This is a genomic window from Streptomyces sp. NBC_00727 (genome assembly GCF_045161745.1).
Classification (GTDB): Bacteria; Actinomycetota; Actinomycetes; order Streptomycetales; family Streptomycetaceae; genus Streptomyces.
The window spans coordinates 1,337,719-1,363,281 of sequence record NZ_CP108981.1 but is presented as its reverse complement, the minus strand read 5'-3'; the positions used below and the strand labels follow the sequence as shown (position 1 = coordinate 1,363,281).

The window sequence follows — 25,563 nt, the reverse complement described above, 5'->3', positions numbered from 1 at the left end:
GGGAATGGCGCAGGCCGCGCAAGCGTTGGCCGGGGAGCGGAGGGTGCCTCCGCGCTGTGTGAGCAGCCCCTCGGAGAGTCCGGAGAGAAGAAGAGTCATGCGCGTCGAGATCTGGAGCGACATCGCCTGCCCCTGGTGCTACATCGGCAAGGCACGCTTCGAGAAGGGCCTGGCGGGCTTCGCCCACCGCGACGACGTCGAGGTGGTGCACCGCTCCTTCGAGCTCGACCCCGGGCGCGCCAAGGGCGACACCGAGCAGGTCATCGACATGCTGGCGCAGAAGTACGGGCGCACCCCCGAGGAGGCCCGCTCCATGGAGGCCAACGTGGCCGCCAACGCGCAGGCCGAGGGGCTCGGCTACCGCACCGAGGGCCGCGACCACGGCAGCACCTTCGACATCCACCGGCTGCTGCACCTGGCCAGGGCCCGGGGCCGCCAGGACGAGTTGCTGACCCTCGCCTACCGGGCCAACTTCGCCGAGGAGCGGTCCGTCTTCGACGACGCCGTGCTGCTGGAACTGGCCGTCGAGGCGGGTCTGGACGCCGACGAGGCCCGCGCGGTGCTCACCGACCCGCAGGCGTACGCCGACGAGGTGCGCGCCGACGAACGGGAGGCGGCCGAGCTGGGCGCCAACGCGGTGCCGTTCTTCGTGTTCGACCGGCGCTACGGCATCTCCGGCGGCCAGCCCGCCGACGTCTTCGCCCAGGCCCTGGAGCAGGCGTGGAAGGACCGCCCGGTGACCGTCGCCGGCGATGCGGCGGCCTGCGACGCCGACGGGGCGTGCGAGGTCCCCCGCGCGGACGCATAAGCATTACTTGGGGCTTTCCGTGAAATTTTGTCAATTGACCCCAGGTCGGCGAGGGTTCACGCTGAACGCATGACGATCTCTCCGTTCAGCCGTGCCGTGGCCGCCGAGTTCGCCCCGGAGACCACCTACCTCAACACCTCCACCTGCGGGCTCCTGCCCCGCCGCACCGCCGACGCGGTGAAGACCCTCGTCGAGGAGAACGCCGCCGGCCGCCGGGACGGCTCGGGGGACTTCGAGGCGGTGAACCGGGCCCGGGAGGGCTTCGCACGGCTCGTCGGCGTCGGGGCGGGCCGGGTCGCCGTCGGCGGCTCCGTCGCCGCCCATGTCGGGCTGATCGCCGCCTCGCTGCCGCCGGGGGCCGAAGTGCTGGCCCCGGAGGGCGAGTTCAGCTCGGTCGTCAGCCCGTTCGCGGTCCGCGGCGACCTGAAGACGCGGTACGTGCCGCTGGCGGACCTGGCCGACGCCGTGCGCCCCGGGACCGCGCTGGTCGCCTTCTCCTCGGTGCAGTCGGCAGACGGCCGGCGCGCGGACCTGGACGCGGTCCGGGCCGCCGCGGCCGCCCACGGCGCCCGGACGCTGCTGGACGCCACCCAGTCCGCCGGCTGGCTGCCGCTGGACGCCGGGGCCTACGACTACACGGTCACCGGCGGCTTCAAGTACCTGCTCTGCCCGCGCGGCACCTCGTTCCTCACCGTCACCGAGGACGCCCAGGAGCACCTGAAGCCGGTCTTCGCGGGCATGGTCGCCGCCCAGGACACCTGGAACAGCACCTACGGGCCCGTCACCGAGCTCGCGACGGAGGCCCGCCGCTACGACGAGCCCCCGGCCTTCCTCGCGTACCACGGTGCCGAACAGTCCCTCGCCCTGCTCCACGAGATCGGCATCGACGCCCTGCACGACCACGCCCTGAAGCTCGCGGACCGCTTCCGCTCCGGCGTGGCCGGACTCGGGCACCCCACCGTCCCCGCGGATACCGTCGTCGTCGCGGTGCCCGGGCTCGGCGACCGGGCCCCCGAGCTGCGGCGGGCCGGGGTGCTGGTCGCCGGCCGGGCCGGCAACCTGCGGGCGTCCTTCCACCTCTACAACACCGAGGCGGACGTGGACCGCGCGCTGGAGGTGCTCGCTTCCTAGGGCGTGTCCAGCGGGGCGCTGTGCCACTTCCACGACGTCACGCGCTCCCGGCCGGGCAGGTCGCCGCGGCCGGTGGACCACAGCAGCACGGCCCACCGGTCCGCGTCGTCCGGGGCGTCGGGGAAGAGCCGGGCCAGCGCCCGGTCGCACAGGGCGGCGGGCGGGTTCCAGGCGGCGCCCAGGCCCGACGCGATGTCATGGGCGTGCACCAGGGTCTCCACGACGCCCATGGCCGCGAAGCCCTCCGGGTCGGAGACCCCGTACGCGTGGTGCGAGCGGAGGGCCGGCGAGGCCGTACGGACCATCGCGGCCAGCAGCGCGCCGCTCGCCTCCAGGGTCTGTAGCAGCCCCGCCACATCCGCCTCCGGGTCGGCGAATACCGCGTTCCACGGGCCGCCCTCGCGCCGGGGGGCCCAGTGGTAGGGCACCTCGGTCTCCAGCGACGGCGTGCGCGGGCCCAGTTGGACGGCGTACGCGAACAGGTCGTCGCTCAGGTGCTCTGCGGCCTCCCAGCAGTCCCACGTCAGCGTGCCGGCCGGGACGCGCCAGTCGGCGTCCCCGGCGGCGGCGAGCGTGTCGACCGCCAGCCGGACCGCCCCGGTCACGTCGTCGGCGGTGACCGGCAGCCGCGTACCGGTGAGCGCGGCCCGTTCTCCGGCGCCGCACTCCACGCAGAACTCGTTGCCCTCCGGGTCGGCCAGGGTCGCCCAGCCGCGTCCGTTCGGCTTGCGGTGGTCGGCGACGAGGGTGGCACCGAGGGCCAGCAGCCGCTCGACCTCCTCGTCCCGGGTGCGGTCCTCGGGCTTGATGTCCAAGTGGACGCGATTCTTGGTCTGCTTCTTGTCGGGCACGGTGACGAACAGCAGCGCGGCGCCGGGGGCCTCGACCAGGGCCTCGGGGTCGCCCGGCTCGTCCTCGTCGGAGAGCGGGGCATCGAGCACGGCCGACCAGAAGGCGCCCAGGGTGTAGGCGTCGGCGCAGTCGATCGTGATGTGCTGCACATGGGAAGTCATGCGCTCACTGTCGCCGGTGGCCCCCGCGCGGTCCAGCGAGATAAGCCGGAGGGGGTGGGACGGTCTGCCGTCCCACCCCCTCCAAGGCCCCTGCCGGAACCTACTTCACCGGCGTGAAGTCGCGCGCCCCGATGAACTCCGGGCGGCGGATCGGCGCCGCGAACGGCTCCTGCGCGGTGTTCTCCACGCTGTTGAACACGATGAACACGTTGCTGCGCGGGTACGGGGTGATGTTGTCGCCCGAGCCGTGCATCGCGTTGCAGTCGAACCAGGTCGCCGCACCGGCCTTGCCCGTGAAGAGCTTGATGCCGTGCCGGTCGGCCATCTTCGTCAGCGCCTCGTCGGACGGGGTGCCGGCGTCCTGCATCTGGAGCGACTTCTTGTAGTTGTCCTTCGGCGTCTCGCCCGCGCAGCCGAGGAACGACTTGTGCGAACCGGGCATGATCATCAGCCCGCCGTTGGTGTCGTAGTTCTCGGTCAGCGCGATCGACACGGACACCGTCCGCATGTTCGGCAGACCGTCCTCGGCGTGCCAGGTCTCGAAGTCCGAGTGCCAGTAGAACCCCGAGGCACCGAAACCGGGCTTGACGTTGATCCGCGACTGGTGGACGTAGACGTCCGAACCGAGGATCTGGCGGGCCCGGCCCACCACCCGCTCGTCGCTGACCAGCCGGGCGAAGACCTCGCTGATCCTGTGGACCTCGAAGACCGAGCGCACGGACTGCGACTTCGGTTCGATGATCGAGCGCTCGTCGGCGCGGACGGCCGGGTCGGCGATCAGCCGTTCCAGCTCGGCGTGGTAGCCGGCCACCTCGTCCGGGGTGATCAGCTGGCCGACGGTGAGAAAGCCGTCGTGCTCGTAGCCCTGGAGCTCCTTGGCGGTGATCGGACCCGGAGCGCCCGGCGCGGACCAGATGACCGGGTCCTGGCGGGGAGTGGTCATCTCGGCGGCGCCGCGCGAGGGGTACAGGTCGGTGCGTACGTCGGTGGTCATGGGTTCAGCCCTCCTCGGTCAGCAATGGATAGACACCGTTCTCGTCGTGCTCCTCCCGTCCGGTGACCGGCGGGTTGAAGACGCAGACGCAACGGAAGTCCGTCTTGGGCCGCATCGTGTGGCGCTCGTGGCCGTCGAGCAGGTACATGGTGCCCGGCGTGATCCAGTGCTTCTCACCGGTCTCGTCGTTGGTCAGCTCGGCCTCGCCCTCGACGCACAGGACCGCCTCGATGTGGTTGGCGTACCACATCGACGTCTCGGTTCCGGCGTACATCGTGGTCTCGTGGAGCGAGAAGCCGACCTTCTCCTGGGCGAGCACGATGCGCTTGCTCTCCCAGGTACCGGAGGCGGCCTTGACATGCCGGTCGGTGTTCTCGACGTCGGCGAACGATCGGACGATCACGGTGGTTCGCTGCCTTTCTCTCTACGACGGTGGTGCGGGTGGGGGTCGTGCGGTCAGGCGGTCTCGCGGACGGCACGGGCCAGCGTGCGCAGGCCCTCGTCCAGTTCCTCGCGGGTGATGGTGAGCGGCGGCAGGAGCTTGACGACCTCGCTCTGCGGGCCGGAGGTCTCCAGCAGCAGCCCCAGCTGGAAGGCGCGGGCGCAGACGGCGGAGGCGCGCGTCGGGTCGTCGAACTCCAGGCCCCAGACCAGGCCCCGGCCCCGGAAGCGGGCGCTCTCGTGCTCGCCGCAGATGGCCAGCATCGTCTGCTCCACCTGCTCGCCGCGGGCCAGCGTCTGCTTCTCCATGTGGCCGTCGGCCCAGTAGGCGTCCAGCGCGGCGGCAGCGGTGACGAAGGCCGGGTTGTTGCCGCGGAACGTGCCGTTGTGCTCGCCGGGTTCCCAGACGTCCAGCTCGCCCTTGAACAGGCAGAGCGCCATGGGCAGTCCGTAGCCGCTGATGGACTTCGACAGCGTCACGATGTCCGGCGTGATGCCGGCCTCCTCGAAGGAGAAGAAGCCGCCGGTACGGCCGCAGCCCATCTGGATGTCGTCGACGATCAGCAGCATGTCCTGGCGGTGGCACAGATCCTGGAGCGCGCGCAGCCACTCGGCGCGGGCCACGTTGATGCCGCCCTCGCCCTGGACGGTCTCCACGATCACGGCGGCCGGCTTGTTGAGCCCGGAGCCCTGGTCCTCCAGGAGCCGCTCGAACCAGAGGAAGTCGGGGACCTGGCCGTCGAAGTAGTTGTCGAACGGCATCGGCGTGCCGTGCACCAGCGGGATGCCGGCACCGGCCCGCTTGAACGCGTTGCCGGTCACGGCCAGCGAGCCGAGCGACATGCCGTGGAAGGCGTTGGTGAACGAGACGACGGACTCGCGGCCCTTGACCTTGCGGGCCAGCTTCAGCGCCGACTCGACGGCGTTGGTGCCCGTCGGGCCCGGGAACATCACCTTGTACGGAAGGTCGCGGGGGCGCAGCACGACGTTCTGGAAGGTGTCCAGGAAGGCCCGTTTGGCGGTGGTCGCCATGTCGAGGCCGTGCGTGATGCCGTCGCGTTCGATGTAGTCGATCAGCGCGCGCTTGAGCACCGGGTTGTTGTGGCCGTAGTTGAGCGAGCCCGCGCCGGCGAAGAAGTCCAGGTACGAGTGGCCGTCCTCATCGGTCAGCCGGGCGCCCTGGGCGCGGTCGAACACGGCGGGCCAGCCGCGGCAGTAGCTGCGGACCTCGGACTCGAGGGTTTCGAAGACACTGAGGGCGGGCGGGGTGATGGTCACAGCGGGTCTCCTGCGTGAGGTGGTGTGACGGGCGGCGTTGAAGGAAGCTGCGGTGGGTGGAGGTGCGCGCTCAGGCGTGGAACGGTCCGATGCGGTACAGCACTTCCGGCAGATGGGTGCCTTCGGGGAACAGTCCGCCGTCGAAGAGCACCTCGCGCTCCAGGGCCACGTCGTGGCGCTGCGCGTAGGAGGTGAACAGGCGGTCCGATGCGGTGTTGTCCGGGGTGACGGTCGTCTCGACCGAGGCGAGGCCCTGTACGGCGGCGACCCGCGCGGTCAGGGAGTCCAGCAGCTTCGCCGCCAGGCCGGTCCCGCGGTGGCCGTGGTCGACGGCCACCTGCCAGACGACGAGTGTTTCGGGGCGGTCGGGCCTGAGGTACCCCGTCACGAAGGCGACCGGGGCGCCGTTCTCGTCACGGGCGACCACGGAGGTCGCCGCGAAGTCACGACACCACAGCAGGTAGCTGTACGAGGAGTTGAGGTCCAGGACCTGGGAGTCGCGGGCGATACGCCAGATCGCGGCTCCGTCCTCCACTCGCGGCGTGTCGATCGTAAGGAATTCGCTTCGGGCACTTGCAAAATCTGCTGGTGCGGCGGTCATGGCATTTGAATTTACCTAGCAAATTTCGAAATTGCATCGACGTCAGGGGTTGGGCAGGGCGGCGCACTGTGTTATCAGGCGGGTGCGTGCCCCGGCGCGAACCAGTTGCATTTCCTTCCGTTTTGACCCGGATTTTTCGGACAGAACGCCGACTGTGTGGAGTCGGTCACAAGCCCATAACTCTCTCCACACGCAAGCGAAATGAGCCCGGAAGCGGGCCGTGAAACCGGTGGGTTTAGCCTCGGAAGAAGCGGGCATAAGAATGCGGGGAGCTGCTCTGAATGAGGCAGCTCCCCGCAATTGTCGAAAGCGGTGCGATTTATTCGCTGGGCCAGGTTTCCGAAACGGCCTTCCGGGCAGCCTCCAGATCGACCTGCCGGCCCGCGTCGGCCAGCGCCGACCCCAGAGCCGCGAGCGAGGAGAGCACCGCGCCCCGCGTCGCATCCACCCCGTAGTGATTGACCCGGATCATCTCCTTGGACAGCGCCCCGCCGCCCGCGATCAGCGGCAGCGACGGCTCACCCGCGAGCGCCCGCGCGACCAGCGCGGACGCGTCCACCCCCTCGGGCGTCCGCAGCGTCGTCGCCACCGGCGCCGCGTCCAGCGCCTCGTGCACGTACGGGGCCAGGCCCCCGCCCAGCGCCACCGCACCGGCCCGGGTGGCCGCGGCCGCCGCCGCGTGACGCGCCATCACCGCGTCCGGGCCCTCCGCCTCGATCCGCTCCACGCACGCCTCCAGGGCCAGCATCTCCAGCTGGGCCGGGGCGTGCGGCAGCGCCTTGCGGCCGCCGTCGATCCAGCGCTCCTTCCAGTCGAGGAGCGACAGGTACGAGCGGCGCGGCGCCTGCGGGTTGGCCGCGATCCGCTCCCAGGCCCGTCCGCTCACCGACACCGCCGACACCCCGGCGGGCCCGCCCATCGCCTTCTGCGCCCCGATCACGCACAGGTCCACGCCCCAGGCGTCCGGCAGCAGCGGCTCGGCGCCCACCGAGGCGACCGCGTCCAGCATGAACAGCGCCCCGTGCGCCCGCACCACCTCGCCGATCTCCGCGACCGGGTTGGTGTTCCCGGTCGCCGCCTCGGCGTGGACCAGGGAGACGAAGTCGATCTCCGGGTGCGCGGCCAGCGCCTCGGCGACCTGGGCGGCGGTGACGGCCGTGTGGAACGGCACCTCCAGGTCGACGACCTCGGCCCCGCAGTCGCGCAGCCAGTTGCCGAAGGTCTGCCCGTAGGGGCCGGTCACCACGTTCAGCGCCGTCGAACCGGGCCGGGCGCCGCCCCTGATGCAGCCCTCCAGGGGCAGCAGCGCCTCGCCCTGCATGATGACGACGTCCTGCTCGGTGGCCAGCAGACCGGCCACCCGCCGCTCGATCGCCGCGAAGTGCGCGGCGGTCAGCGGGGCGAGGTCGAGGAAGGGGTGCGTCACGGCGGTGCTCTCTTCGGGTTCGGGCCGGCTGGCTCCGGCCTGCTGACCGGGCGTCTTCGAGAGTACCCAGCGCCCGCCGGACGGCCCGGTACAGGGCGCCGCACCGGCGGAGGCCCCTCGTACAGTGCTGGGCATGACTGATCACGAGGCATCGCGGGTGCTGCATGTGAAGGGGCGGGTGCTCACCGGGCCCGATGAGGTCAGGGACGAACTGTGGGCGGTGGACGGCCGGGTCACCTACGAGCGGCCGCCCGGCGCGGACGACGCCGTCACCGTCTCCGGCTGGGCCCTGCCCGGGCTGGTCGACGCCCATTGCCACGTCGGACTCGACCACCACGGCGCCGTGGACGCGGCGACCAGCGAGAAGCAGGCCCTCGACGACCGGGAGGCCGGGGCGCTGCTCCTGCGGGACGCCGGCTCGCCCGCCGACACCCGGTGGATCGACGACCGCGAGGACCTGCCGAAGATCATCAGGGCCGGCCGCCACATCGCCAGGCCCCGCCGCTACACCCGTAACTACGCCTGGGAGGTCGAGCCGGACGAACTCGTCGCCTACGTCGCCCAGGAGGCGCGGCGCGGCGACGGCTGGGTGAAGCTGGTCGGCGACTGGATCGACCGCGAGGTGGGAGACCTGACCGCGCTGTGGCCGCGCGAGGCCGTGGAGGCGGCCATCGCCGAGGCGCACCGGCTGGGCGCCCGGGTCACCGCGCACTGCTTCGCGGAGGACTCGCTGCGCGACCTCGTCGAGGCCGGGATCGACTGCGTCGAGCACGCCACCGGGCTGACCGAGGACACCATCCCGCTCTTCGCGGAGCGCGGGGTCGCGATCGTCCCGACGCTGGTCAACATCGCCACCTTCCCCTCGCTCGCGCAGAGCGGCGAGGCCAAGTTCCCGCAGTGGTCCGCCCATATGCGCCGGCTGCACGAACGCCGCTACGACACCGTGCGCGCCGCCTACGACGCCGGGGTGCCGGTCTTCGTCGGCACCGACGCGGGCGGCGTCCTCGCGCACGGCCTGGTGGCCGACGAGGTCGCGGAGCTCGTCAAGGCGGGCATCCCGCCGCTGGAGGCGCTGTCCGCGACGACCTGGGGGGCGAGGGCCTGGCTCGGCAGGCCGGGCCTGGACGAGGGGGCGCCGGCCGACCTCGTGGTCTACGACGAGGACCCCAGGGCCGATGTCCGGGTGCTGGCCGGACCGCGCCGGGTCGTCCTGAACGGGCGCGTGATCGCCTGACGCACCGCGTTGACCGGCAGTGACCCGGGGGCGGTCCGCTCGTTGAACCTCTTCCGTGTACGCGGCACGGTCCTCGTATGAGCCGCCCCCGCGCGGTCCGAAACGTCGTGGGGCTCAGTGAAACGGGTGAACACGAGGAACGCACGTGCCGGAATATTCGAAAACAGGCACGAAAACCCCCCTTTGGAGTGAACTGGCCTCAGGTGTCCGCCGGTTCACCCTCTGTGCGTAAAGATTCACGGAGTCGAGGCCACCGGTGCCCGCGATGTCCCCCATTGGACGGCGCCGGTGGCTCCATGTCTCTTGTGGGGGTTCCACCATCTTGAACAGCAACACCTTCCGCCTCGCCGCCCTGGCGGTCGCCGCCTCTCCCGTCGCCCTGCTGGTCGCCGTCCCGGCCCATGCCGCCCCCGCGACGACCACCACGGCCGGCGGCGACGGGAAGGCGAGCGCGGTCGTGCTCCGTACCGCGCTCGACGTCTCGCTCCTCAACAAGGCGGTCGATGTGCCGCTCAAGGTCACGCTCAACGAGGTGCACGCGCCGCGCAGCGCCGAGGAGACCGCGCTCAGCGTGCGGCTCGACGGCGTGGACCGCGGAAAGCCGTTCAGCGTCCTCAAGGCGGACGTGGCCACCGCGAAGGCCACCGCCGACAAGCGCAGGGCCGCCGGCTACAGCAACCTCGCCAACGCGCGGGTGAGCCTCCCCGGACTCACGCTGTTCCCGCTGGTCAAGGTGGAGAAGGTCACCTCGAAGGCGGTCTGCGAGGTGGGCAGCCGGCCGGTCGCCGAGTCCAACGTGCTCGGGCAGGTGTCGGTGCTCGGCAAGCGCGTCACGCTGACCGCCGGCGGCACCACGCGGGTCGCGGTGCCGAAGGTCGGCGAGGTGACCCTCGACCTGTCGAAGACGCGGACCACGTCCCGCACGGCCGCCGCGGTGGCGCTCCAGCTGAAGGTGTCGGTCAACCCGGGCGACCTGAACGTCGCGGACGTCAAGGGCGAGGTCACGCTCGCGGAGGCCACCTGCGAAACCCCGAAGGGCCACGGCGGCCACACGGGCGGCGGGGACAACGGGGGCGGCCACAACGGCGGTGGTGACAACGCGGGCAGCGGGAACGGCGGTGGTGACAACGGCGGTGGTGACAACGGAGGCAACGAGAACGGGGGCTCCGGCAACGGCGGTGCGACCGGGGGCGGCACGACCGACGGCGGCTCCGGTGACGGCGGCGCGACGGACGGTGGCTCCGGTGACGGCGGTTCCACAGGTGGCGGCGACAAGGCCGGCTCCACCGGGGGCGGCGGCAGCGATGTGAAGACGCAGACCGGCACGGACCAGGCGCCCGTCGTGAGCGACGCGGACCTGGCCGAGACGGGCAGCAGCTCCAGCACCCCGTACATCGCGGGCGGTGCGGCCCTGCTGCTGGCGGCCGGTGCGGGTGCCATGGTCCTGACCCGGCGCCGCGCCCGCGGCTGACGGCCCGAGGGGAGGGACCCCGGGGGAGGGGTGGTGAGCGGTGCTCCGAGGGGGGAGCACCGCTCATGGTGTGAAGCGGTGATCTGTCTGCGGAGCGTCGCTCGCGGCGTGAAGCGGCGCTCCGTCCTCCGATGGGGCGCTGCTCACGATGCAGAGCAGTGCTCCGCCCCCGGAGCGCCGCTCCGGCGTCCGCCCTACCGCCCCGCCACCGTCAGCGCCTGGAGCGCCAGGTCGAGCGCCTGGAGGAAGCGGTTGGTCGTCGTCCGGTCGCGTACCGCCAGCCGCAGCCACCCGTCCCCTAGCCCGGGGAACGTATCGCCGCGCCGGGCGGCGAAGCCCAGCATCCGCAGCCGGTCCCGTATCTCGGCCGCCCCGTCGAGGCGGATCAGCACGAACGGCCCCTCGGCCGGCTCCACCACCCGGACCTCCGCGAACTCCCGCAGCCCGGCGACCAGATGGGCCCGGTCCACCACGATCCGGTCTGCCGCACCGGCGGCCTCCGCGAGCGCCCGGGGCTCCACGCACGCCTCCGCCGCCGCCAGTGCCGGCGACGACACCGGCCACAGCGGCTGCGCCTCCTCCAGGGTGCGGATCGTCTCCGGGGAGGCCGCCACGTAACCGATGCGCAGCCCGGCGAGCCCCCAGGTCTTGGTGAGGCTGCGCAGGACGACGAGCCCGGGGATGTCCGTACGCCCGCACAGCGCCTCGCGCTCGCCCGGCACCGCGTCCATGAACGCCTCGTCGACCACCAGGGTCCGCCCGGGGCGCGCCAGCCGTTCGAGGACGGCGGCGGGATGGAGCACGGACGTCGGGTTGGTCGGATTGCCGACCACCACCAGGTCCGCCTCGGCGGGCACATCGGCCGGGTCGAGCCGGAAACCGTCCTCGGCCCGCAGCAGCACCCGGCCCACCTCGTGCCCGGCCGCGCGCAGCGCCGCCTCCGGCTCGGTGAACTGAGGGTGCACCACATACGGCCGCTCGGCCGGCAGCGCACGGGCGATCAGGACGAACGCCTCGGCCGCGCCCGCCGTCAACAGGACCCGCTCCGGGCATAGTCCGTGCCGCGCGGCGACGGCGGCGCGCGCCTCGCGCCCGTCGGGATACGCGGCGAGCGAGCCGAGCGAGCCGGCTATCCGTTCCTTCAGCCAGGCCGGTGGGGTCCCGGCCCGTACGTTGACGGCGAGATCGGTCAGATCCCGGCCCCGTCCGCGTACTTCCGCGTCTCCGTGGTGACGCAGATCGTGCGTGCCCGCGCCTGTCGCGTCGGGACTCTCAGTGGGAGTGTGCATGACCGCCGTGGTGGGGGTGTGGTGTGGGGGAGTGCGCCGTAGCCTGGGTGGACTCCGGCAGGATGACTATGCGCCCCGCACCCGGTTTCACGCAACGGTCCCGACCGGCCTGCGAGCGAGGGCGCAGGTGGCCATCGACGGGTGTCCGTCGCGCGGCCGTGACTTCCTTTTGGGTACGAGGAGTTGACCGCCGCCGACGAGTGCGGCCGCCTCGGCCACCGAGGGGGTGCCGAGGGCGGCGAGCGCCGCGCCGGAGGGGTGCGGAACGGCGACCCGGGCCAGCACCTCGGCCGGGTGGGCCCGCAGCGGCACCCCGAGCCGGGCGGCGGCGCTCACGATCCCCGGCTCACGGGCCTTCGCCTCGACGGTGACCAACTCGGCGACCCCGCGCACCGGAAGACCCGCCTCCCGCAGGACCTCCAGAACCAGCCCGGCGACCTCGTCGGCACAGACGCCCCGGGAGGCGCCGACACCGACGACGAGCGCGCCGAGATGCGCGGACCGGGGTGCATCGGCTAGCAAGAGGCCATGGCGGTGTTCGTCGCGCTCGGCGCGTTCCTGATGACCCTGGCCGGCGGCTGGGTCGCCCAGCGCGTCAGCGACCGCCGCCACCTGGTCCTCGGCCTGGCCGGCGGGCTGATGCTCGGCGTGGTCGGCCTGGACCTGCTGCCCGAGGCGGTGGAGGCGGCGGGCGGCCTCGTCTTCGGCGTCCCGGCGGCCCTGCTGCTGTTCGTCGGCGGCTTCCTCGTGGCCCATCTGGTGGAGCGTCTGCTCGCGGTGCGCCAGGCGGCGCACGGGGCGGCCGAGGAACGCGTCCCGCAGGTCGGGCTGACGGCGGCGGCCGCGATGGTCGGGCACAGCCTGATGGACGGGGTGGCGCTCGGCGCGGCCTTCCAGGTCGGCGGCGGCATGGGGGCGGCCGTCGCCCTCGCCGTGATCACGCACGACTTCGCGGACGGCTTCAACACGTACACGCTCACCAGCCTGTACGGGAACGCCCGCCGCAAGGCCCTGACGATGCTGTTCGCGGACGCGGCGGCCCCCGTCGTCGGGGCGGCGACGACGCTGCTGTTCACCCTGCCGGAGGAACTGCTCGGCTGCTATCTCGGCTTCTTCGGCGGCGCGCTCCTCTACCTCGCCGCCGCGGAGATCCTGCCCGAGGCGCACCACGACCACCCGGCCCGCTCCACCCTGCTGTGCACGGTTGCCGGGGTGTGCTTCATCTGGCTGGTGGTGGGCCTCGCACAGTGACTCCGCCTCCGCGTTCACCCCCGGCACCGCTCGACGAAACGTGCGGCCGTCCCGGGGGAGGCGGCCCAGTGGGTGTGCAGATAACTCGCGTGTACGTTCCCCCGGACGAACCCCTCCACGCGCCGCTCGGGCCGGTGCATGCCCCAGGCGGGCTCGTCACCCGCACCGGGCTCGATCACGGTCCGGTGGAACTCGTGCCCCCGCATCCGCGCCCCGGCCGGCGCCAGCACGTTGTCGGTGAGCGCCACGGCGTCCCGGTACCCGAGCGTCAGCCGCCTCGTCATCCGCGCGTCGGCGTCGAGCACCCCGCACATCGGCAGCCCGTCCAACGACCGCGCCAGATACAACAACCCGGCACACTCAGCGGCCACCGGCGCCCCCGCGAACGCCAACTCCGCCACGGCCTTCCGCAACGCCTCATTGGCCGACAACTCGGGCGCGTACACCTCGGGAAACCCACCCCCGATGACAACCCCCCGAGTCCCCGGCGGCAACGCCTCATCCCGCAAGGGATCAAAGGTCACAACGTCGGCCCCCGCAGCGGCAAGAAGCTCGGTGTTCTCGGCGTAAGAAAACGTAAAAGCGGCCCCACCAGCAACAGCAACAACAGGCTTAGCACCCGCAGCCGCACCCCCATCCAGCCGCGCCGCCCCACCCGGCCCTTCCGCCCCACCCAGCCGCGCCGCCCCACCCGGCCCCTCCGCCCCATCCAGCCGCACCGCCCCACCCGGCCCTTCCGCCCCATCCAGCCCCTCCGGCGTTTGAGGAGCGGGGTCCGGGGCGGAGCCCCGGTTACGGGAAGGGGCGGGTAGGGGAACACTCCCGGCAACAGCAACCCCCGCATCCCACGCCCCATCACCCGGCACCCCCGGTGCCGACCGAGCCAACCCCAGCAACCCCTCCAGATCGCACCCCGCAGCCACCCGCCCCGCCATAGCCGCGACAGCGGCCACCGCGTCAGCTCGCCGCTCCGCCACCGGCACCAACCCCAGATGCCGCGACGGCACAGCAACCCCCTCCGCCCGCCGCAAGGCACCCAGCACCGGCACCCCGGACTCCTCCAACGCCTCCCGCAACAGCGCCTCGTGCCGGTCGGAGCCCACCTTGTTCAGGATCACCCCGCCGATCCGCACCCCGCTGTCCCAGGACGCGAACCCGTGCACCAGCGCCGCCACCGACCGCGACTGCGAGGACGCGTCCACGACGAGCACCACCGGCGCCCGCAGCAGCTTCGCCACGTGCGCGGTGGACGCCAGCTCGCCGAGCCCCGAGGCACCGTCGTACAGCCCCATGACGCCCTCGACGACCGCCAGCCCGCACCCCCGCGCCCCGTGCGCGAAGAGCGGCGCGACGAGATCGGGCCCGCACATGTACGCGTCGAGGTTGCGGCCCGGCCGCCCGGTCGCCAGGGTGTGGAAGCCGGGGTCGATGTAGTCGGGGCCCACCTTGTGCCCGGACACGGCGAGCCCGCGCGCGGCGAACGCCGCCATCAGCCCCGTCGCGACGGTGGTCTTGCCGCTCCCGGACGAGGGCGCGGCGATGACCAGGCGGGGGATGTTCACCACTCGATGCCCCTCTGGCCCTTCTGGCCGGCGTCCATCGGGTGCTTGACCTTCGACATGTCCGTCACCAGGTCCGCCGCGTCCAGCAGCGCGGCGGCCGCGTTGCGGCCGGTGATCACCACGTGCTGCGTACCGGGCCGGTCGCGCAGCACCGAGACGACCTCGTCGGTGTCGATCCACCCCCAGTGCAGCGGGTAGGCGAACTCGTCCAGCACGTACAGCCGGTACGTCTCGGCGGCCAGATCGCGCTTGACCTGCTCCCAGCCCTCACGGGCCTTCGCCTCGTTGTCCGTCTGGTCGTCGCGCTGGACCCAGGACCAGCCCTCGCCCATCTTGTGCCAGGCGACCGACCCGCCCTCGCCGCTCGCGCCGAGCACCTTGAGGGCGTTCTCCTCGCCGACCTTCCACTTCGCCGACTTGACGAACTGGAAGACCCCGATGGGCCACCCCTGGTTCCAGGCGCGCAGCGCGAGCCCGAAGGCCGCCGTCGACTTCCCCTTGCCGACGCCGGTGTGCACCATCAGCAGCGGGCGGTTGCGCCGCTGCCGGGTGGTGAGTCCGTCGTCCGGCACACTCTCCGGCTGTCCCTGCGGCATTACGCGGCCCTCCTGTCACCGTTTCCGGGGCCCGCGCCCCGGACGTCCTTGACCAGCCCGGCGATCGATTCGGCGCGCAGCTCGTCGAGCGTGACGGCGGTGCCGCCCAGGTCGCGTGCGAGGTCCGCCGCGAGCCCCAGCCGTACCGGCCCCGTCTCGCAGTCCACGACGACCGACGCGATGCCCTCGGCCGCGTGCAGCCGGGCGGCCCGCGCGGCCAGCGCCACCGGGTCCGGTCCGCCGGTCGCGCGCCCGTCCGTCACCACGACCAGCAGCGCCCGCCGGGACGGGTCGCGCAGCCGCTCCACCCGCAGCACGTCGTGGGCCTTGAGCAGCCCGGCGGCCACCGGGGTGCGCCCGCCGGTCGGCAGCGACTCCAGCCGGGCCGCCGCCGCGTCCACCGACGAGGTCGGCGGCAACGCCAGCTCCGCCTCCCGGCCCCGGAAGGTGATCAGCCCGACCTTGTCGCGCCGCTGGTAGGCGTCCATCAGCAGGGACAGCACCGCGCCCTTCACGGCGCCCATGCGCTGCCGGGCGGCCATCGACCCGGAGGCGTCCACGACGAACAGCACGAGGTTGCCCTCGCGCCCCTCCCGCGTCGCCTGCCGCAGATCGTCCCGCCGCACCACCAGGCCCCGCCCGGACCGGCCCCGCGCCCGCTGGTGCGGGGCGGCGGCCAGGACGGTCGCGGCCAGATGCAGCTTGGTCAGCGCGCCCTCGGGCCGCCGCGCACCGGTGGTCCGCCCGTGCTCGGTGCGCGCCCGGGACCGTCTCCCCGCCGCGCCCTCGCCGAGACCGGGCACGCTCAGCATCTTCGTACGGAACGGCTCACCGGCCCGTACGGGCTGCTGCTCACCGCCCTGACCCGGCACGGGCGCACCCGGCTCGGGCGCACCCGGCTCGGGCGTACCCGGTTCGGACTGCTCCGAGCCGTCCCGGCCGGGCGTGTCGTCGGCGCCGTCGGCCGGCGGGGGCGGCGTGTCGGGCCCGTCCCCCTGCGGCGGCAGCCCGCCGCCACCTCCGTCGCCACCGCCGTCACCGGGACCGTCCGGCTCCGGATCGTCGTCCCCGCCGCCGTTCTGCTCCAGCGTGTCGTCGAGCTTGTCCTCGTCGAGCCCCGGCGCGTCGAAGGGGTTGCGCCGGCGCCGGTGGGGGAGCGCGAGCAGCGCTGCCTGCCGGACGTCCTCGGCGAGTACGTCGGTGCGCCCCGCCCACGCGGCGAGCGCGGTGGCGGTCCTGGCCATCACGATGTCGGCGCGCATCCCGTCCACCTCGAAGGCCGCGCAGGTCGCCGCGATCTGCCGCAACGCCAGGTCGCCGAGCCGCACTTCGGGCAGCAGCGCCCGTGCGGCCGCGATCCGCTCCCGCAACTCCGCTTCCTCGGGGGCCCAGCGCGCCGCGAAGCCCGCCGGGTCGTCCTCGTACGCGAGCCGCCGCCGCACGACCTCCACCCGCTGGTCCGTCTCCCGGGAGGCCGCGACTTCGACGGTCAGCCCGAACCGGTCGAGCAACTGGGGCCGCAATTCGCCCTCTTCGGGGTTCATCGTGCCCACGAGCAGGAACTGCGCCGCATGCCGTACGGAGACGCCTTCGCGCTCGACATGGGAGGCGCCCATGGCTGCGGCGTCGAGCAGGACGTCAACCAGATGGTCCTGCAGCAAGTTGACTTCGTCGACGTACAGAATGCCGCGATTCGCGGCGGCCAGGAGCCCCGGCTCGAAGGCTTTCACACCCTCCGAAAGAGCCCGTTCGATATCGAGCGCGCCGACGAGCCGGTCCTCGGACGCGCCGATGGGCAATTCGACGAGGCGTGCCGGACGTGACGTCGACGAGTCATCGTGATGTGGCCCGTCAGGGCAGGTGGAGTCCGGCACATGCGGAGCACACGAAAAGCGGCAGCCAACGACAACGTCGACCTTGGGGAGAAGAGCCGTGAGCGCGCGTACGGCAGTTGACTTCGCTGTTCCCTTCTCGCCGCGTACGAGCACCCCGCCCACGGCGGGGCTGATCGCGTTGAGCAGCAGAGCGAGTCGAAGACTGTCCTGCCCGACAACTGCGGCGAACGGGTATGGCCTGGTCATATCGCATCACTCCTTCGAGTGGCTGAGAACCGAAGTGGAGAGGTGTGGCTTCCTCGGACCCGCAGAATTGACGTCTGCTCCTCGTTCGCGCGGGGATGTTCCGCTCCTGCACGACCACCTGGTGGAACTGCTGTTTTGCTCCCCGCCCGAGCGGGGATCGCCAGGAAACGTCCGGAGCCTCGCTTGCTGAAGGTTCATGCGGGCACCGCGGGCGCTCCCGGCGGGATGAACGGCAGCCCGGACGGCGCGCCCGACTCGATGAGCCGCCACAGCGCGCCGGTGTCCGCGTGCTCCTCGATCAGGTCGCCGAGGCGGTCGAGCTGCTCCTCGCGCAGCGCGGCGAAACAGGTGTCGGGGGCGGGCACGAAGCGGCGGCCCGCGGTCCGGGCGATCTCCGTCAGGAACCGGCGGCGGAACGCGTCGCTCTCCAGCGAACCGTGCCAGTGCGTGCCCCACACGGCCCCCGAGCGGCAGCCGTCCAGCGGCGTGCCCCGCCCGTCCGTCAGGAACGGCTCACCGCCGCGCACATCGGCGACGCCGTGGTGGATCTCGTACCCCTCGACGGGCGCACCGAGCGCCTCGCCGGCCGGCCGGGCGAGGGTCTTCTCGCGGTCGAAGCGCACGCGCACGGGCAGCAGACCGAGCGCGTCGACCTGCCCGGCGCGCGACTCGACCTCGTCCTCGATGTGCTCGCCCAGGATCTGGTAGCCGCCGCAGATGCCGAGCACCGGCCGGCCCTCGGCGGCGCGCCGTCGCAGCGCGTCGGCGAGCCCGCGTTCGCGCAGCCAGCCGAGCGCCTTCACGGTGCCCCGGGTGCCGGGCACGATGACGAGGTCCGCGTCGGCCAGCTCCTCGGGCCGGTCCACGAAGCGGACGACGACGCCCGGTTCGGCGGCGAGCGCGTCCACGTCGGTGAAGTTGGACATCAGCGGGATCGCGCACACGGCGACGCGCAGGACGTCCTCGCCGTGCGGCGGGGCGACCGTCGACTCCCGTACGGTGCCGCGCAGCGACACCCTGAGGCCGTCCTCCTCGTCGATGCCGAGCCCGTGCGCGAACGGCAGCACCCCGTAGGTGGGGCGGCCCGTCAGGTCGCGCAGCATGTCGAGGCCCGGCTCCAGCAGCGAGACGTCGCCCCGGAACTTGTTGACCAGGTACCCCGCGATCAGCTCCTGGTCCTCGGGCGCGAGCAGCGCCGTCGTGCCGAAGAACGAGGCGAAGACCCCGCCCCGGTCGATGTCCCCGACGACCACGACCGGGAAGCGCGCCGCGCGGGCGATGCCCATGTTCACGATGTCCGTGCGCCGCAGGTTGATCTCTGCGGGCGAGCCCGCGCCCTCGCAGATCACCGCGTCGTACGTGCTCCGCAGCTGCTCCAGGCAGCCCGTGACGGTGGACAGCAGCTGTTCCTGCCGCCCGCCGTGGTAGCCGCGAGCGCTCATCTCGCCGACCGGCCGCCCCATCAGGACGACCTGGCTGGAGCGGTCGCCGCCGGGCTTGAGCAGCACCGGGTTCATCAGGGCGGTCGGCTCGACACGGGCTGCCTGGGCCTGCATCGCCTGGGCGCGGCCGATCTCGGCGCCCTCGCGGGTGACGAAGGAGTTCAGCGACATGTTCTGCGCCTTGAACGGTGCGACCTTCACCCCCCGGCGTACCAGCCAGCGGCAGATGCCCGCGGTGACGACGCTCTTGCCCGCGTCCGAGGTGGTCCCGGCGACCAGCAGTCCGCCGCTCATATCGCTCTCCGTCCAGAAAGGTGACCCCGGCCGCGCCCCGCTCCCGCGAGCCGGCGCGCCACCGCTCCCGCGCCCAGCCGGGCCGCCACGGTGACGCCGAGGGCGAGCACACCCACCCGGCGCGACAGGCGCACGGCACGCTCGATGTCCCCGGTCTCCACCGCACGCCCGGCCTCCCCGTTGAGCACGGGCCGGTGTTCGACACGGCCGCCGTAGGCGAGGGTCCCGCCCAGCCGTACGCCGAGCGCCCCGGCGAACGCGGCCTCCACCGGGCCCGCGTTGGGGCTCGGGTGCTTCGCGGCGTCCGCCCGCCAGGCCTGTACCGCCTCCCGGGGCCGGCCGCCGGCGGTCACGGCGAGCAGGGCGGTGAGGCGGGCGCCCGGCCAGCCCGCGAGGTCGTCGAGCCGGGCCGAGGCCCAGCCGTACCGCCGGTAGCGGGGCGACTTGTGGCCGACCATCGCGTCGAGCGTGTTGGCGGCGCGGAAGCCGACGAGCCCGGGGACACCGGCGAGGGCGCCCCAGACGAGGGCGCCGACCACGGCGTCCGAGGTGTTCTCGGCGACGGACTCGACGACGGCGCGTGCGATCCCGGGCCCGTCCAGCGCCTGCGGGTCGCGCCCGCACAGGTGCGGCAGCCGCTCCCGGGCCAGCTCGATGTCCCCCGCGGTGAGCGCCCCGCCGATGGCGCGGGCCTCGCGCCCCAGCGACGTACCGCCGACGACGGACCAGGTGGCGGCGGCGGTCAGGGCGACGGACGCGGCGGGGCGGCGGCGCAGGGCGCGGGCGGCCAGCGCGGTGCTCCCGGCGGCGCCTCCCGCGCAGACCAGGGTGTGCAGGGCGCCCCAGCCGCGGTGGTCGCGCCAGAGCCGGTGTTCGACGCACGCCGCGGCCCGCCCGAAGGCGGCGACCGGGTGCCCCCTGCGGGGGTCACCGAGCAGCAGATCGCCGATCAGACCGGCGGCGGCACCGTACGCGTAGATGCGATCGGCACGCACGGTTCAGCCGGCCGTACCGGTGTCCGCCGACAGGAGCGGTGGGGAGTAGGTCGCACGGCAGCCGGGCATGGCGATATGTCCTCACTCAGGGTCCGCGCCCTGGTTCGACGTGACGGCGACGAGAGTCTCCTGGCTTCCGGATCGGCGGATTCCCCCGGTCTTCCAGCCCGCTCGCGCGGGCCGTGACGTGCGGTGGTGGAGGACCGCTCCCCGGTGACAGTGGCGGGACCGCGCCGGATTCGCACCGGCTTCCTCTGCTGTCGCCGTAATGGCTCCGGCAGTCCACCACGCCCCGCGAACGCCCGTCAACTCGCCGTGACCTGCGACGGTGCGGTGTGGGCGGACGCACATCGGGCCGGACGCGCACGAGGTGCGTCCGGCCCGGTGGTGAGGTGGTGCGTCAGGCGACGATCAGATAGATGCCGTACGCGACCGCCGCCGCGCACAGCCCGAAGCAGACGTACGCCCCGGCGCGGGCCAGCAGGACCGAACCGCCCGCCGGACCGCCCTGCGCGGCCGGTTCCGGCTGCTTGGAGAGGCCGACGATGCCGAGGGTGAAGAGGCCCACCAGGGCGACGGTGGTGACGAGGGAGACGCCGAAGACGGTGCCCAGAGCTGCCCAGTCGATGTTCATACGGGGTGTCCTTTACCGGAGTACCGGGGTCTCTCAGACCGTGGCGGGTCGGGCCGGATCGGCGGCGACGGGTCCGGCGGGCGCCGGGATGGTGGCGGAGAGGTCGTGCGCCTGGGCCACGGTGGGCGGCGGGCTCACGGCCGCGATGGCCTGGGTGACGACACCCGCGGGCTCGGCCGGGGCCGCGTCCCCGGAGCCGGGGGTGACATCGCCGTGACCGACGGGCTTGCGGCGCGAGAGCACCCAGATCGCCCCCGAGCCGGCGATCAGCAGTGCCGCGACGACCACGACGCCCCAGGTGCCCTGCTTGGTCAGGAACTCCGCACCCGCCCCGACCAGACCGGCGGCCGGCAGGGTCAGGCCCCAGGCGACGAACATCCGCGTGGCGGTGGACCAGCGGACCACCCCGCCCTTGCGGCCGAGGCCCGCGCCCATCACGGCCCCGGAGCAGGACTGCGTGGTGGAGAGGGAGAAGCCGAGGTGCGAGGAGGCCAGGATGACGGTGGCCGCGCTGGTCTGGGCGGCGAAGCCCTGCGGGGGCTTCAGCTCGGTCAGGCCGCTGCCCATGGTGCGGATGATGCGCCAGCCGCCCAGGTAGGTGCCGAGCGCGATGGCGAGACCGGCGCTGACGATGACCCAGACCGGCGGGTTGGAGCCGGGGGAGAGGACGCCGCCGGTGACCAGGGCGAGCGTGATGATGCCCATCGTCTTCTGCGCGTCGTTGGTGCCGTGGGCGAGCGAGACGAGCCCGGCCGAGGCGATCTGCCCCGCCCGGTAACCCTTGGCGGTCGCCTTCTCCTGGGCGTCGTTCCGGGTCTTCCCGCCGATCCGGTACGTGAGCCGGGTGGCCAGGAGCGCGGCCACGCCGGCCACGATCGGGGCGGCGACGGCGGGCAGCAGCACCTTGGTGACGACGGTGCCGCCGTTGACCGACGACCAGCCGGCGGACATCACCGCGGCGCCGATGAGGCCGCCGAACAGTGCGTGGGAGGAGCTGGACGGGAGCCCGACCAGCCAGGTCAGAAGATTCCACAGGATGGCGCCGACGAGCGCCGCGAAGATGACCTCGGTTCTGAGGCCGTCCTCATTGACGATCCCGCCGGAGATGGTCTTGGCGACCTCCACGGACAGGAACGCGCCGACCAGATTGAGAACGGCGGACATCGCGACCGCCGTCTTGGGTTTGAGGGCGCCGGTCGAGATGGTCGTGGCCATCGCGTTGGCGGTGTCGTGGAAACCGTTCGTGAAATCGAACACTAGAGCTGTCACGATCACTATCGCGAGCAGCAGCGTGATGTGTTCCATTTACCCAGGCAATCGTTCGACGTCATTGGCACGTGGAACGTAGGCAACTTGAGTGAACGGAAGATGAACTGAGCAGGGCGTTGCGGTGACCCCGGCGGCGGTGGCCGGGCGGGGCCCGGAAAGGATCTTCCTATGAGTGACGGACAGCACGAGGCGATCGCCCGGGGATGGCAGGCGGTCGTCGCCACGGCCCGCCGGACGGCGGCCGAGGGACTGGTCGTCGGAACCTCCGGGAACGTCTCGCTGCGCATCGGTGACACGGTGCTCGTCACGCCCAGCGGAGTGCCGTACGAACGGCTCCGCCCCGAGGACCTGACCGGCGTCGATCCGGAAGGCAACCAGATCCTCGGAACACTGGCCCCCACCAGCGAACTCCCCCTTCACCTGGCCATCTACCGGAACACCGGGGCGAGGGCCGTCGTGCACACCCACGCGGTCCACGCCACCGCCGTCTCCACGCTCGTCACCGAGGTCCCGCCGGTCCACTACGCCGCCGCGATGCTCGGAGGCACCGTCCGGGTCGCCCCCTACGCCAGGTACGGCACCCCCGAACTGGCCGGGAACATGCTCGCCGCCCTCCGCGACCGCACAGGCTGCCTCCTCGCCAACCACGGCACCGTCACCTGCGGCGCCACCCTCGACGAGGCGTACGACCGCACCGCCCAGCTCGAATGGCTCTGCCGGGTCTGGCTCACCGCGAGCTCCGTCCCCGGCCGCACCCCGGCCCTGCTGTCGGAGGACCAGCTCGGCGCTGTGGGGGAGGCCCTGAAGGGGTACGGGCAGGCTTAGGCGGCGTCTTGCCGATCAGGGCCGGACCGGCAGGACGCCACCGGACGGCCCTGCCCACTGGCATCGCGCCGCCCCAACCACGACACTGATGGCGTGCGCCCGGTTACAGCGACGGCAGCGGCCGTCACCACACTCATCGGCGCCGGTGCGGCAGCCGTCGCGGCCGGCCGGTTCGCCGGCGACGTCGCGCTGAAGACGCCGCCCGGTCGCCCGCTCCCCGCCGACCGCGAACTCACCGTCCACGCCACGGCCGCCGGGCAGATCACCCTGACCCGGTCCCTGACCTCGTTGCGCCCCGGCACCTACGGGCTCACCGGCAAGGGCCTCCACGCCGTCGTCGGCCCCGTGCTCGACAAGGCCCACCAGGCCGCCGACACCGTCGTGCGCCGCCTTGAGCGCGTCGACCACGGCATCCTGGCCCCCGGCGACAAGGTCCGCATGACGCCCCAGGTGTTCAGCGGCGACCCCGGCAGCGCGCTCGGCCTCGCCTTCCGCGAGGTGGAGATCCCCGGCGAACTCGGCACCCTGCCCGCCTGGCTCGTCCCGGCACCCCGCCACACCTGGGTCATCGCCGTCCACGGCATCGGCGCCACCCGTGAGCACCCGCTGAACCTCCTCGGCTTCCTGCACGGCCAGCAGCTGCCCGTGCTCGACCTCGCCTACCGCGGCGACCCCGGCGCACCCCGCTCCCCGGACGGGCTCGGCCACCTCGGCGAGTCCGAGTGGCGCGACCTGGACGCCGCCCTCCGCTTCGCCGTCCGCAACGGCGCCGAGCAGGTCATCCTGTACGGCTGGTCCACCGGTGCCTCCATGGCCCTGCACGCCTGCGTCGGCTCCGCGTTCCGCGACCGGATCTCCGGCCTCGTCCTCGACTCCCCGGTGCTGGACTGGACCGACACCCTGCGCGGCCTGGCCGCCGCCCGCGGGGTCCCCGCCGCGCTGCTGCCGCTGGCCGTGCGCGCCGCCCAGGGCCAGACCGGACTGCACGGTACGGGGCTCCTGGAGACCTCGCTGCCGGCGAGCCTGCACGTCCCGACGCTGATCTTCCACGGCCCCGACGACACCCTGGCGCCCTGGGTGCACTCCCGCCGGCTCGCCGCGACCCGCCCCGACACGGTCTCCCTGCACACCGTGGACCGGGCTCCGCATGCGGCGATGTGGAACGCCGACCCGGCCCGCGTCGAGGAGACCCTGCGCCGCTTCCTCACGCCCCTGATGTGAGGTGATGCGCCGGTTCGGCCGATTGGTCCCCACCGGTGCGGAAGCCCGCGAACACCGGTGACCGGGGTTCCGTTTGGGCTTTCGGGCCGTCAGGGGCAAGACTGCTCCCCGTGACGTCCCGTACCCCGCGCGACTCCAGGCTGCGACTTGTCCGCCCGCGACCCCTCACCACCGCTCGCAAGGCAGTGACCACCCGGCGCACCAGGCCCGCGCCGCGACCCCCGGAGGGCACCCCGCCCCGGGCGGAACTGGCCCGCCAGGCCAGGAAGGTGCTCGCCGACGCCGTCCGGATCGCCCGCTGGGCGGCCGACGGGGCGACACCCGGAACCCCGCCCCTGGCCGCCCGGGCCCTCGAACACGCCGCCGCCGCGCTGGAGCTCTCCCCGGCGCAGGTGCGCTCCGGCTGGGACCGGGCCCGCCTCGCCGGTCTGGTCGAGCTGCACGGCGACACCGCGCGGCCCGGGTGGCGGCTGCGGGCCTGGGACCGGGACGACTCCGCGGTGCTCCGCGGCTGGGTGGCCCTCTTCGACGCCTGGTCGCTCGCCCACCCCGCGCCCCGGGGCTTCGAGTCCACCGCCGTCGCCGAGGCCGTCGAGGCCGTGCCCCAGGTCCTCTCGCTGCTCCAGCTCTCGGCGGGCCCCGTCACCGTGCCCGCCCTGCTCGACCTCCTCGGCCAGCGCGTCGCGGAACTCCACGAGGAGCGCTGCGAGGTGCCGTACGGCCCCGAGCCGCTGCCCGCCCCCGTCGAACCCGCGCCCGCCCACGCCCCGGAGCTCGTCGCGCTCCTGCTGGACTGGGCCCTGGAGGGCCTGGCCGCCGTCGGCGCGCTCACCCTCGGCGCCGGCCAGGCCACCCTGACGCCCCTCGGCAACTGGGCGGTCTGGGTCAAGCTGGAACAGATCTGCGTCGCCGCCCAGAGCCCGGCCGGCAACATCGAGCAGGCCGCCGCCGACATGCTCCTCGGCTGCGCCCGCCTCACCCCCGGCCCCGCCCGCGCCGAATACCGCGCCTGGCTGGCCGCCCGCCCCGTCGGCAGCGCCGTCGCCGAACTGCTCGACGTCGCCCGGGGCGAGGACGCCCTGCTGCGCGGCCTCGCCTTCGAGGCCCTGCGCGTCGTCGGCGCCCCCGCGGAGCCCGAGGTCCGGGCCGTCGTCACCGACCCGCCGCTGCGCCCGTACGCGCTGCTCTGGCTCGCGGAGTACGACGGGAAGGACCCCGAGGACGCCCAGGAGGTCCTCAGCCGTGAGGAGGCCACCTGGCTCTGGGTCGACACGGCGGCGGCCGTCGCGGACCACGGCGAGACGGGGCTCCTGGTCCGCCACCTCGACTCGGCCGTCCAGGGCACGGTCCCGGCGCTGTTGGACGAGGTCCGGGCCGTCGGCCACCCCCGCACGGTCCAGGTCCTGGTCGCGCTCGCCGCGGCCCACCCGGACCCGGCCCTGGCCAAGGCGGTCCGCAAGGCGGCGTTCCAGGTCCACACGGGCGGCTCGTGACCGGGGGCGCCGCGAGATCCAGCCCCTCCGGCGCTTGAGGAGCGGGGTCCGGGGCAGCGCCCCGGTCCGGGGTGACGTGGAGCACGCGGAAAAGTCGTTGGACACCGCCAGTAGACTGGTCTCCATGGCAGTCCTCCGTGTGCGTGTGCGTGAGTAACGGCGTCGAGTCGTCACCGCCTGCCGTTCCTCCGCCGTCCATTCCGCCCTGGAGTAC

21 protein-coding genes, 1 pseudogene and 1 riboswitch are annotated in these 25,563 nt (G+C 73.2%); of the genes and pseudogenes, 8 read left to right on the top strand and 14 right to left on the bottom strand.

The window, feature by feature from the left end; translation table 11 throughout:
* Window positions 1-97 precede the first annotated feature (97 nt).
* Both OG242_RS06010 and OG242_RS06005 read left to right on the top strand, forming a co-directional pair.
* Complete coding sequence (locus tag OG242_RS06010) at window positions 98-808, top strand: DsbA family oxidoreductase (protein ID WP_405897145.1); 711 nt, start codon at window positions 98-100, stop codon at window positions 806-808.
* Between the two features lie 69 nt (window positions 809-877).
* A complete protein-coding gene (locus OG242_RS06005) occupies window positions 878-1,939 on the top strand; it encodes an aminotransferase class V-fold PLP-dependent enzyme (protein ID WP_405897144.1) in 1,062 nt (353 codons plus the stop codon).
* Here OG242_RS06005 and OG242_RS06000 read toward each other — a convergent pair.
* The 6 genes from OG242_RS06000 to OG242_RS05975 all read right to left on the bottom strand — a co-directional run bounded on the left by OG242_RS06000 (window position 1,936) and on the right by OG242_RS05975 (window position 7,692).
* On the bottom strand, window positions 1,936-2,952 hold the full coding sequence (locus OG242_RS06000; RefSeq protein WP_405897143.1) for a VOC family protein: 1,017 nt from the start codon (window positions 2,950-2,952) through the stop codon (window positions 1,936-1,938). The genes OG242_RS06005 and OG242_RS06000 overlap by 4 nt on opposite strands.
* 100 nt (window positions 2,953-3,052) lie before the next feature.
* Window positions 3,053-3,946 carry an ectoine hydroxylase gene (gene thpD / locus OG242_RS05995; RefSeq protein ID WP_405897142.1) on the bottom strand — a complete coding sequence of 298 codons (894 nt, stop codon included), beginning with the start codon at window positions 3,944-3,946 and terminating at the stop codon, window positions 3,053-3,055.
* Between the two features lie 4 nt (window positions 3,947-3,950).
* Window positions 3,951-4,349, bottom strand: a complete 399-nt coding sequence (locus OG242_RS05990; protein ID WP_093709407.1) for an ectoine synthase — start codon at window positions 4,347-4,349, stop codon at window positions 3,951-3,953.
* A 53-nt stretch (window positions 4,350-4,402) separates the two neighbouring features.
* The gene (ectB, locus tag OG242_RS05985) at window positions 4,403-5,665 is read right to left on the bottom strand and encodes a diaminobutyrate--2-oxoglutarate transaminase (protein WP_405897141.1); all 1,263 of its coding nucleotides are present in this window, start codon (window positions 5,663-5,665) and stop codon (window positions 4,403-4,405) included.
* Window positions 5,666-5,735: 70 nt separating this feature from the next.
* Window positions 5,736-6,266 (bottom strand): diaminobutyrate acetyltransferase, encoded by a 531-nt coding sequence (gene ectA / locus OG242_RS05980; protein ID WP_405897140.1) that lies wholly within the window; start codon window positions 6,264-6,266, stop codon window positions 5,736-5,738.
* A gap of 319 nt (window positions 6,267-6,585) precedes the next feature.
* The gene (locus OG242_RS05975; RefSeq protein WP_405897139.1) at window positions 6,586-7,692 is read right to left on the bottom strand and encodes a pyridoxal-phosphate-dependent aminotransferase family protein; all 1,107 of its coding nucleotides are present in this window, start codon (window positions 7,690-7,692) and stop codon (window positions 6,586-6,588) included.
* A 133-nt stretch (window positions 7,693-7,825) separates the two neighbouring features.
* Between OG242_RS05975 and OG242_RS05970 the strand changes: the two genes are divergently transcribed.
* The gene (locus tag OG242_RS05970; RefSeq protein WP_405897138.1) at window positions 7,826-8,926 is read left to right on the top strand and encodes an amidohydrolase family protein; all 1,101 of its coding nucleotides are present in this window, start codon (window positions 7,826-7,828) and stop codon (window positions 8,924-8,926) included.
* A 322-nt stretch (window positions 8,927-9,248) separates the two neighbouring features.
* Complete coding sequence (locus OG242_RS05965) at window positions 9,249-10,397, top strand: SCO1860 family LAETG-anchored protein (protein ID WP_405897137.1); 1,149 nt, start codon at window positions 9,249-9,251, stop codon at window positions 10,395-10,397.
* A gap of 194 nt (window positions 10,398-10,591) precedes the next feature.
* Here the strand turns inward: OG242_RS05965 and cobC are convergent.
* Window positions 10,592-12,208: pseudogene (gene cobC / locus OG242_RS05960) on the bottom strand (Rv2231c family pyridoxal phosphate-dependent protein CobC).
* A 6-nt stretch (window positions 12,209-12,214) separates the two neighbouring features.
* On the opposite strand from cobC, the gene OG242_RS05955 reads away from it, so the two are divergent.
* Complete coding sequence (locus OG242_RS05955) at window positions 12,215-12,937, top strand: ZIP family metal transporter (RefSeq protein WP_405897136.1); 723 nt, start codon at window positions 12,215-12,217, stop codon at window positions 12,935-12,937.
* A 14-nt stretch (window positions 12,938-12,951) separates the two neighbouring features.
* Here the strand turns inward: OG242_RS05955 and OG242_RS05950 are convergent, their stop codons facing one another.
* The 7 genes from OG242_RS05950 to OG242_RS05920 all read right to left on the bottom strand — a co-directional run bounded on the left by OG242_RS05950 (window position 12,952) and on the right by OG242_RS05920 (window position 21,846).
* On the bottom strand, window positions 12,952-14,502 hold the full coding sequence (locus OG242_RS05950) for a cobyrinate a,c-diamide synthase (protein ID WP_405897135.1): 1,551 nt from the start codon (window positions 14,500-14,502) through the stop codon (window positions 12,952-12,954).
* Complete coding sequence (cobO, locus tag OG242_RS05945; RefSeq protein ID WP_405897134.1) at window positions 14,496-15,095, bottom strand: cob(I)yrinic acid a,c-diamide adenosyltransferase; 600 nt, start codon at window positions 15,093-15,095, stop codon at window positions 14,496-14,498. The genes OG242_RS05950 and cobO overlap by 7 nt, the downstream gene beginning before the upstream one ends.
* Window positions 15,095-17,176, bottom strand: coding sequence for a putative cobaltochelatase (locus OG242_RS05940; protein WP_405897133.1), 2,082 nt, complete (start codon window positions 17,174-17,176; stop codon window positions 15,095-15,097). Before OG242_RS05940 ends, cobO begins: the two co-directional genes overlap by 1 nt.
* Before the next feature lie 194 nt (window positions 17,177-17,370).
* Window positions 17,371-18,912 (bottom strand): cobyric acid synthase, encoded by a 1,542-nt coding sequence (locus OG242_RS05935; RefSeq protein ID WP_405897132.1) that lies wholly within the window; start codon window positions 18,910-18,912, stop codon window positions 17,371-17,373.
* Window positions 18,909-19,907: a cobalamin biosynthesis protein gene (locus tag OG242_RS05930; RefSeq protein ID WP_405897131.1), complete on the bottom strand. Its 999-nt coding sequence runs from the start codon at window positions 19,905-19,907 to the stop codon at window positions 18,909-18,911. Before OG242_RS05930 ends, OG242_RS05935 begins: the two co-directional genes overlap by 4 nt.
* Before the next feature lie 122 nt (window positions 19,908-20,029).
* Window positions 20,030-20,163: riboswitch (cobalamin riboswitch) on the bottom strand.
* A 144-nt stretch (window positions 20,164-20,307) separates the two neighbouring features.
* Entirely contained in the window at window positions 20,308-20,541 is a 234-nt protein-coding gene (locus OG242_RS05925) for a hypothetical protein (RefSeq protein WP_132902368.1), read from the bottom strand.
* Window positions 20,542-20,574: 33 nt separating this feature from the next.
* Complete coding sequence (locus OG242_RS05920; protein ID WP_405897130.1) at window positions 20,575-21,846, bottom strand: anion permease; 1,272 nt, start codon at window positions 21,844-21,846, stop codon at window positions 20,575-20,577.
* 132 nt (window positions 21,847-21,978) lie between these two features.
* On the opposite strand from OG242_RS05920, the gene OG242_RS05915 reads away from it, so the two are divergent.
* From OG242_RS05915 to OG242_RS05905, 3 genes are all read left to right on the top strand, one after another.
* Complete coding sequence (locus OG242_RS05915) at window positions 21,979-22,635, top strand: class II aldolase/adducin family protein (RefSeq protein WP_405897129.1); 657 nt, start codon at window positions 21,979-21,981, stop codon at window positions 22,633-22,635.
* A gap of 93 nt (window positions 22,636-22,728) precedes the next feature.
* Entirely contained in the window at window positions 22,729-23,856 is a 1,128-nt protein-coding gene (locus OG242_RS05910; protein WP_405897128.1) for an alpha/beta hydrolase, read from the top strand.
* A 185-nt stretch (window positions 23,857-24,041) separates the two neighbouring features.
* A complete protein-coding gene (locus OG242_RS05905; RefSeq protein ID WP_405901518.1) occupies window positions 24,042-25,349 on the top strand; it encodes a hypothetical protein in 1,308 nt (435 codons plus the stop codon).
* Window positions 25,350-25,563: the final 214 nt, after the last annotated feature.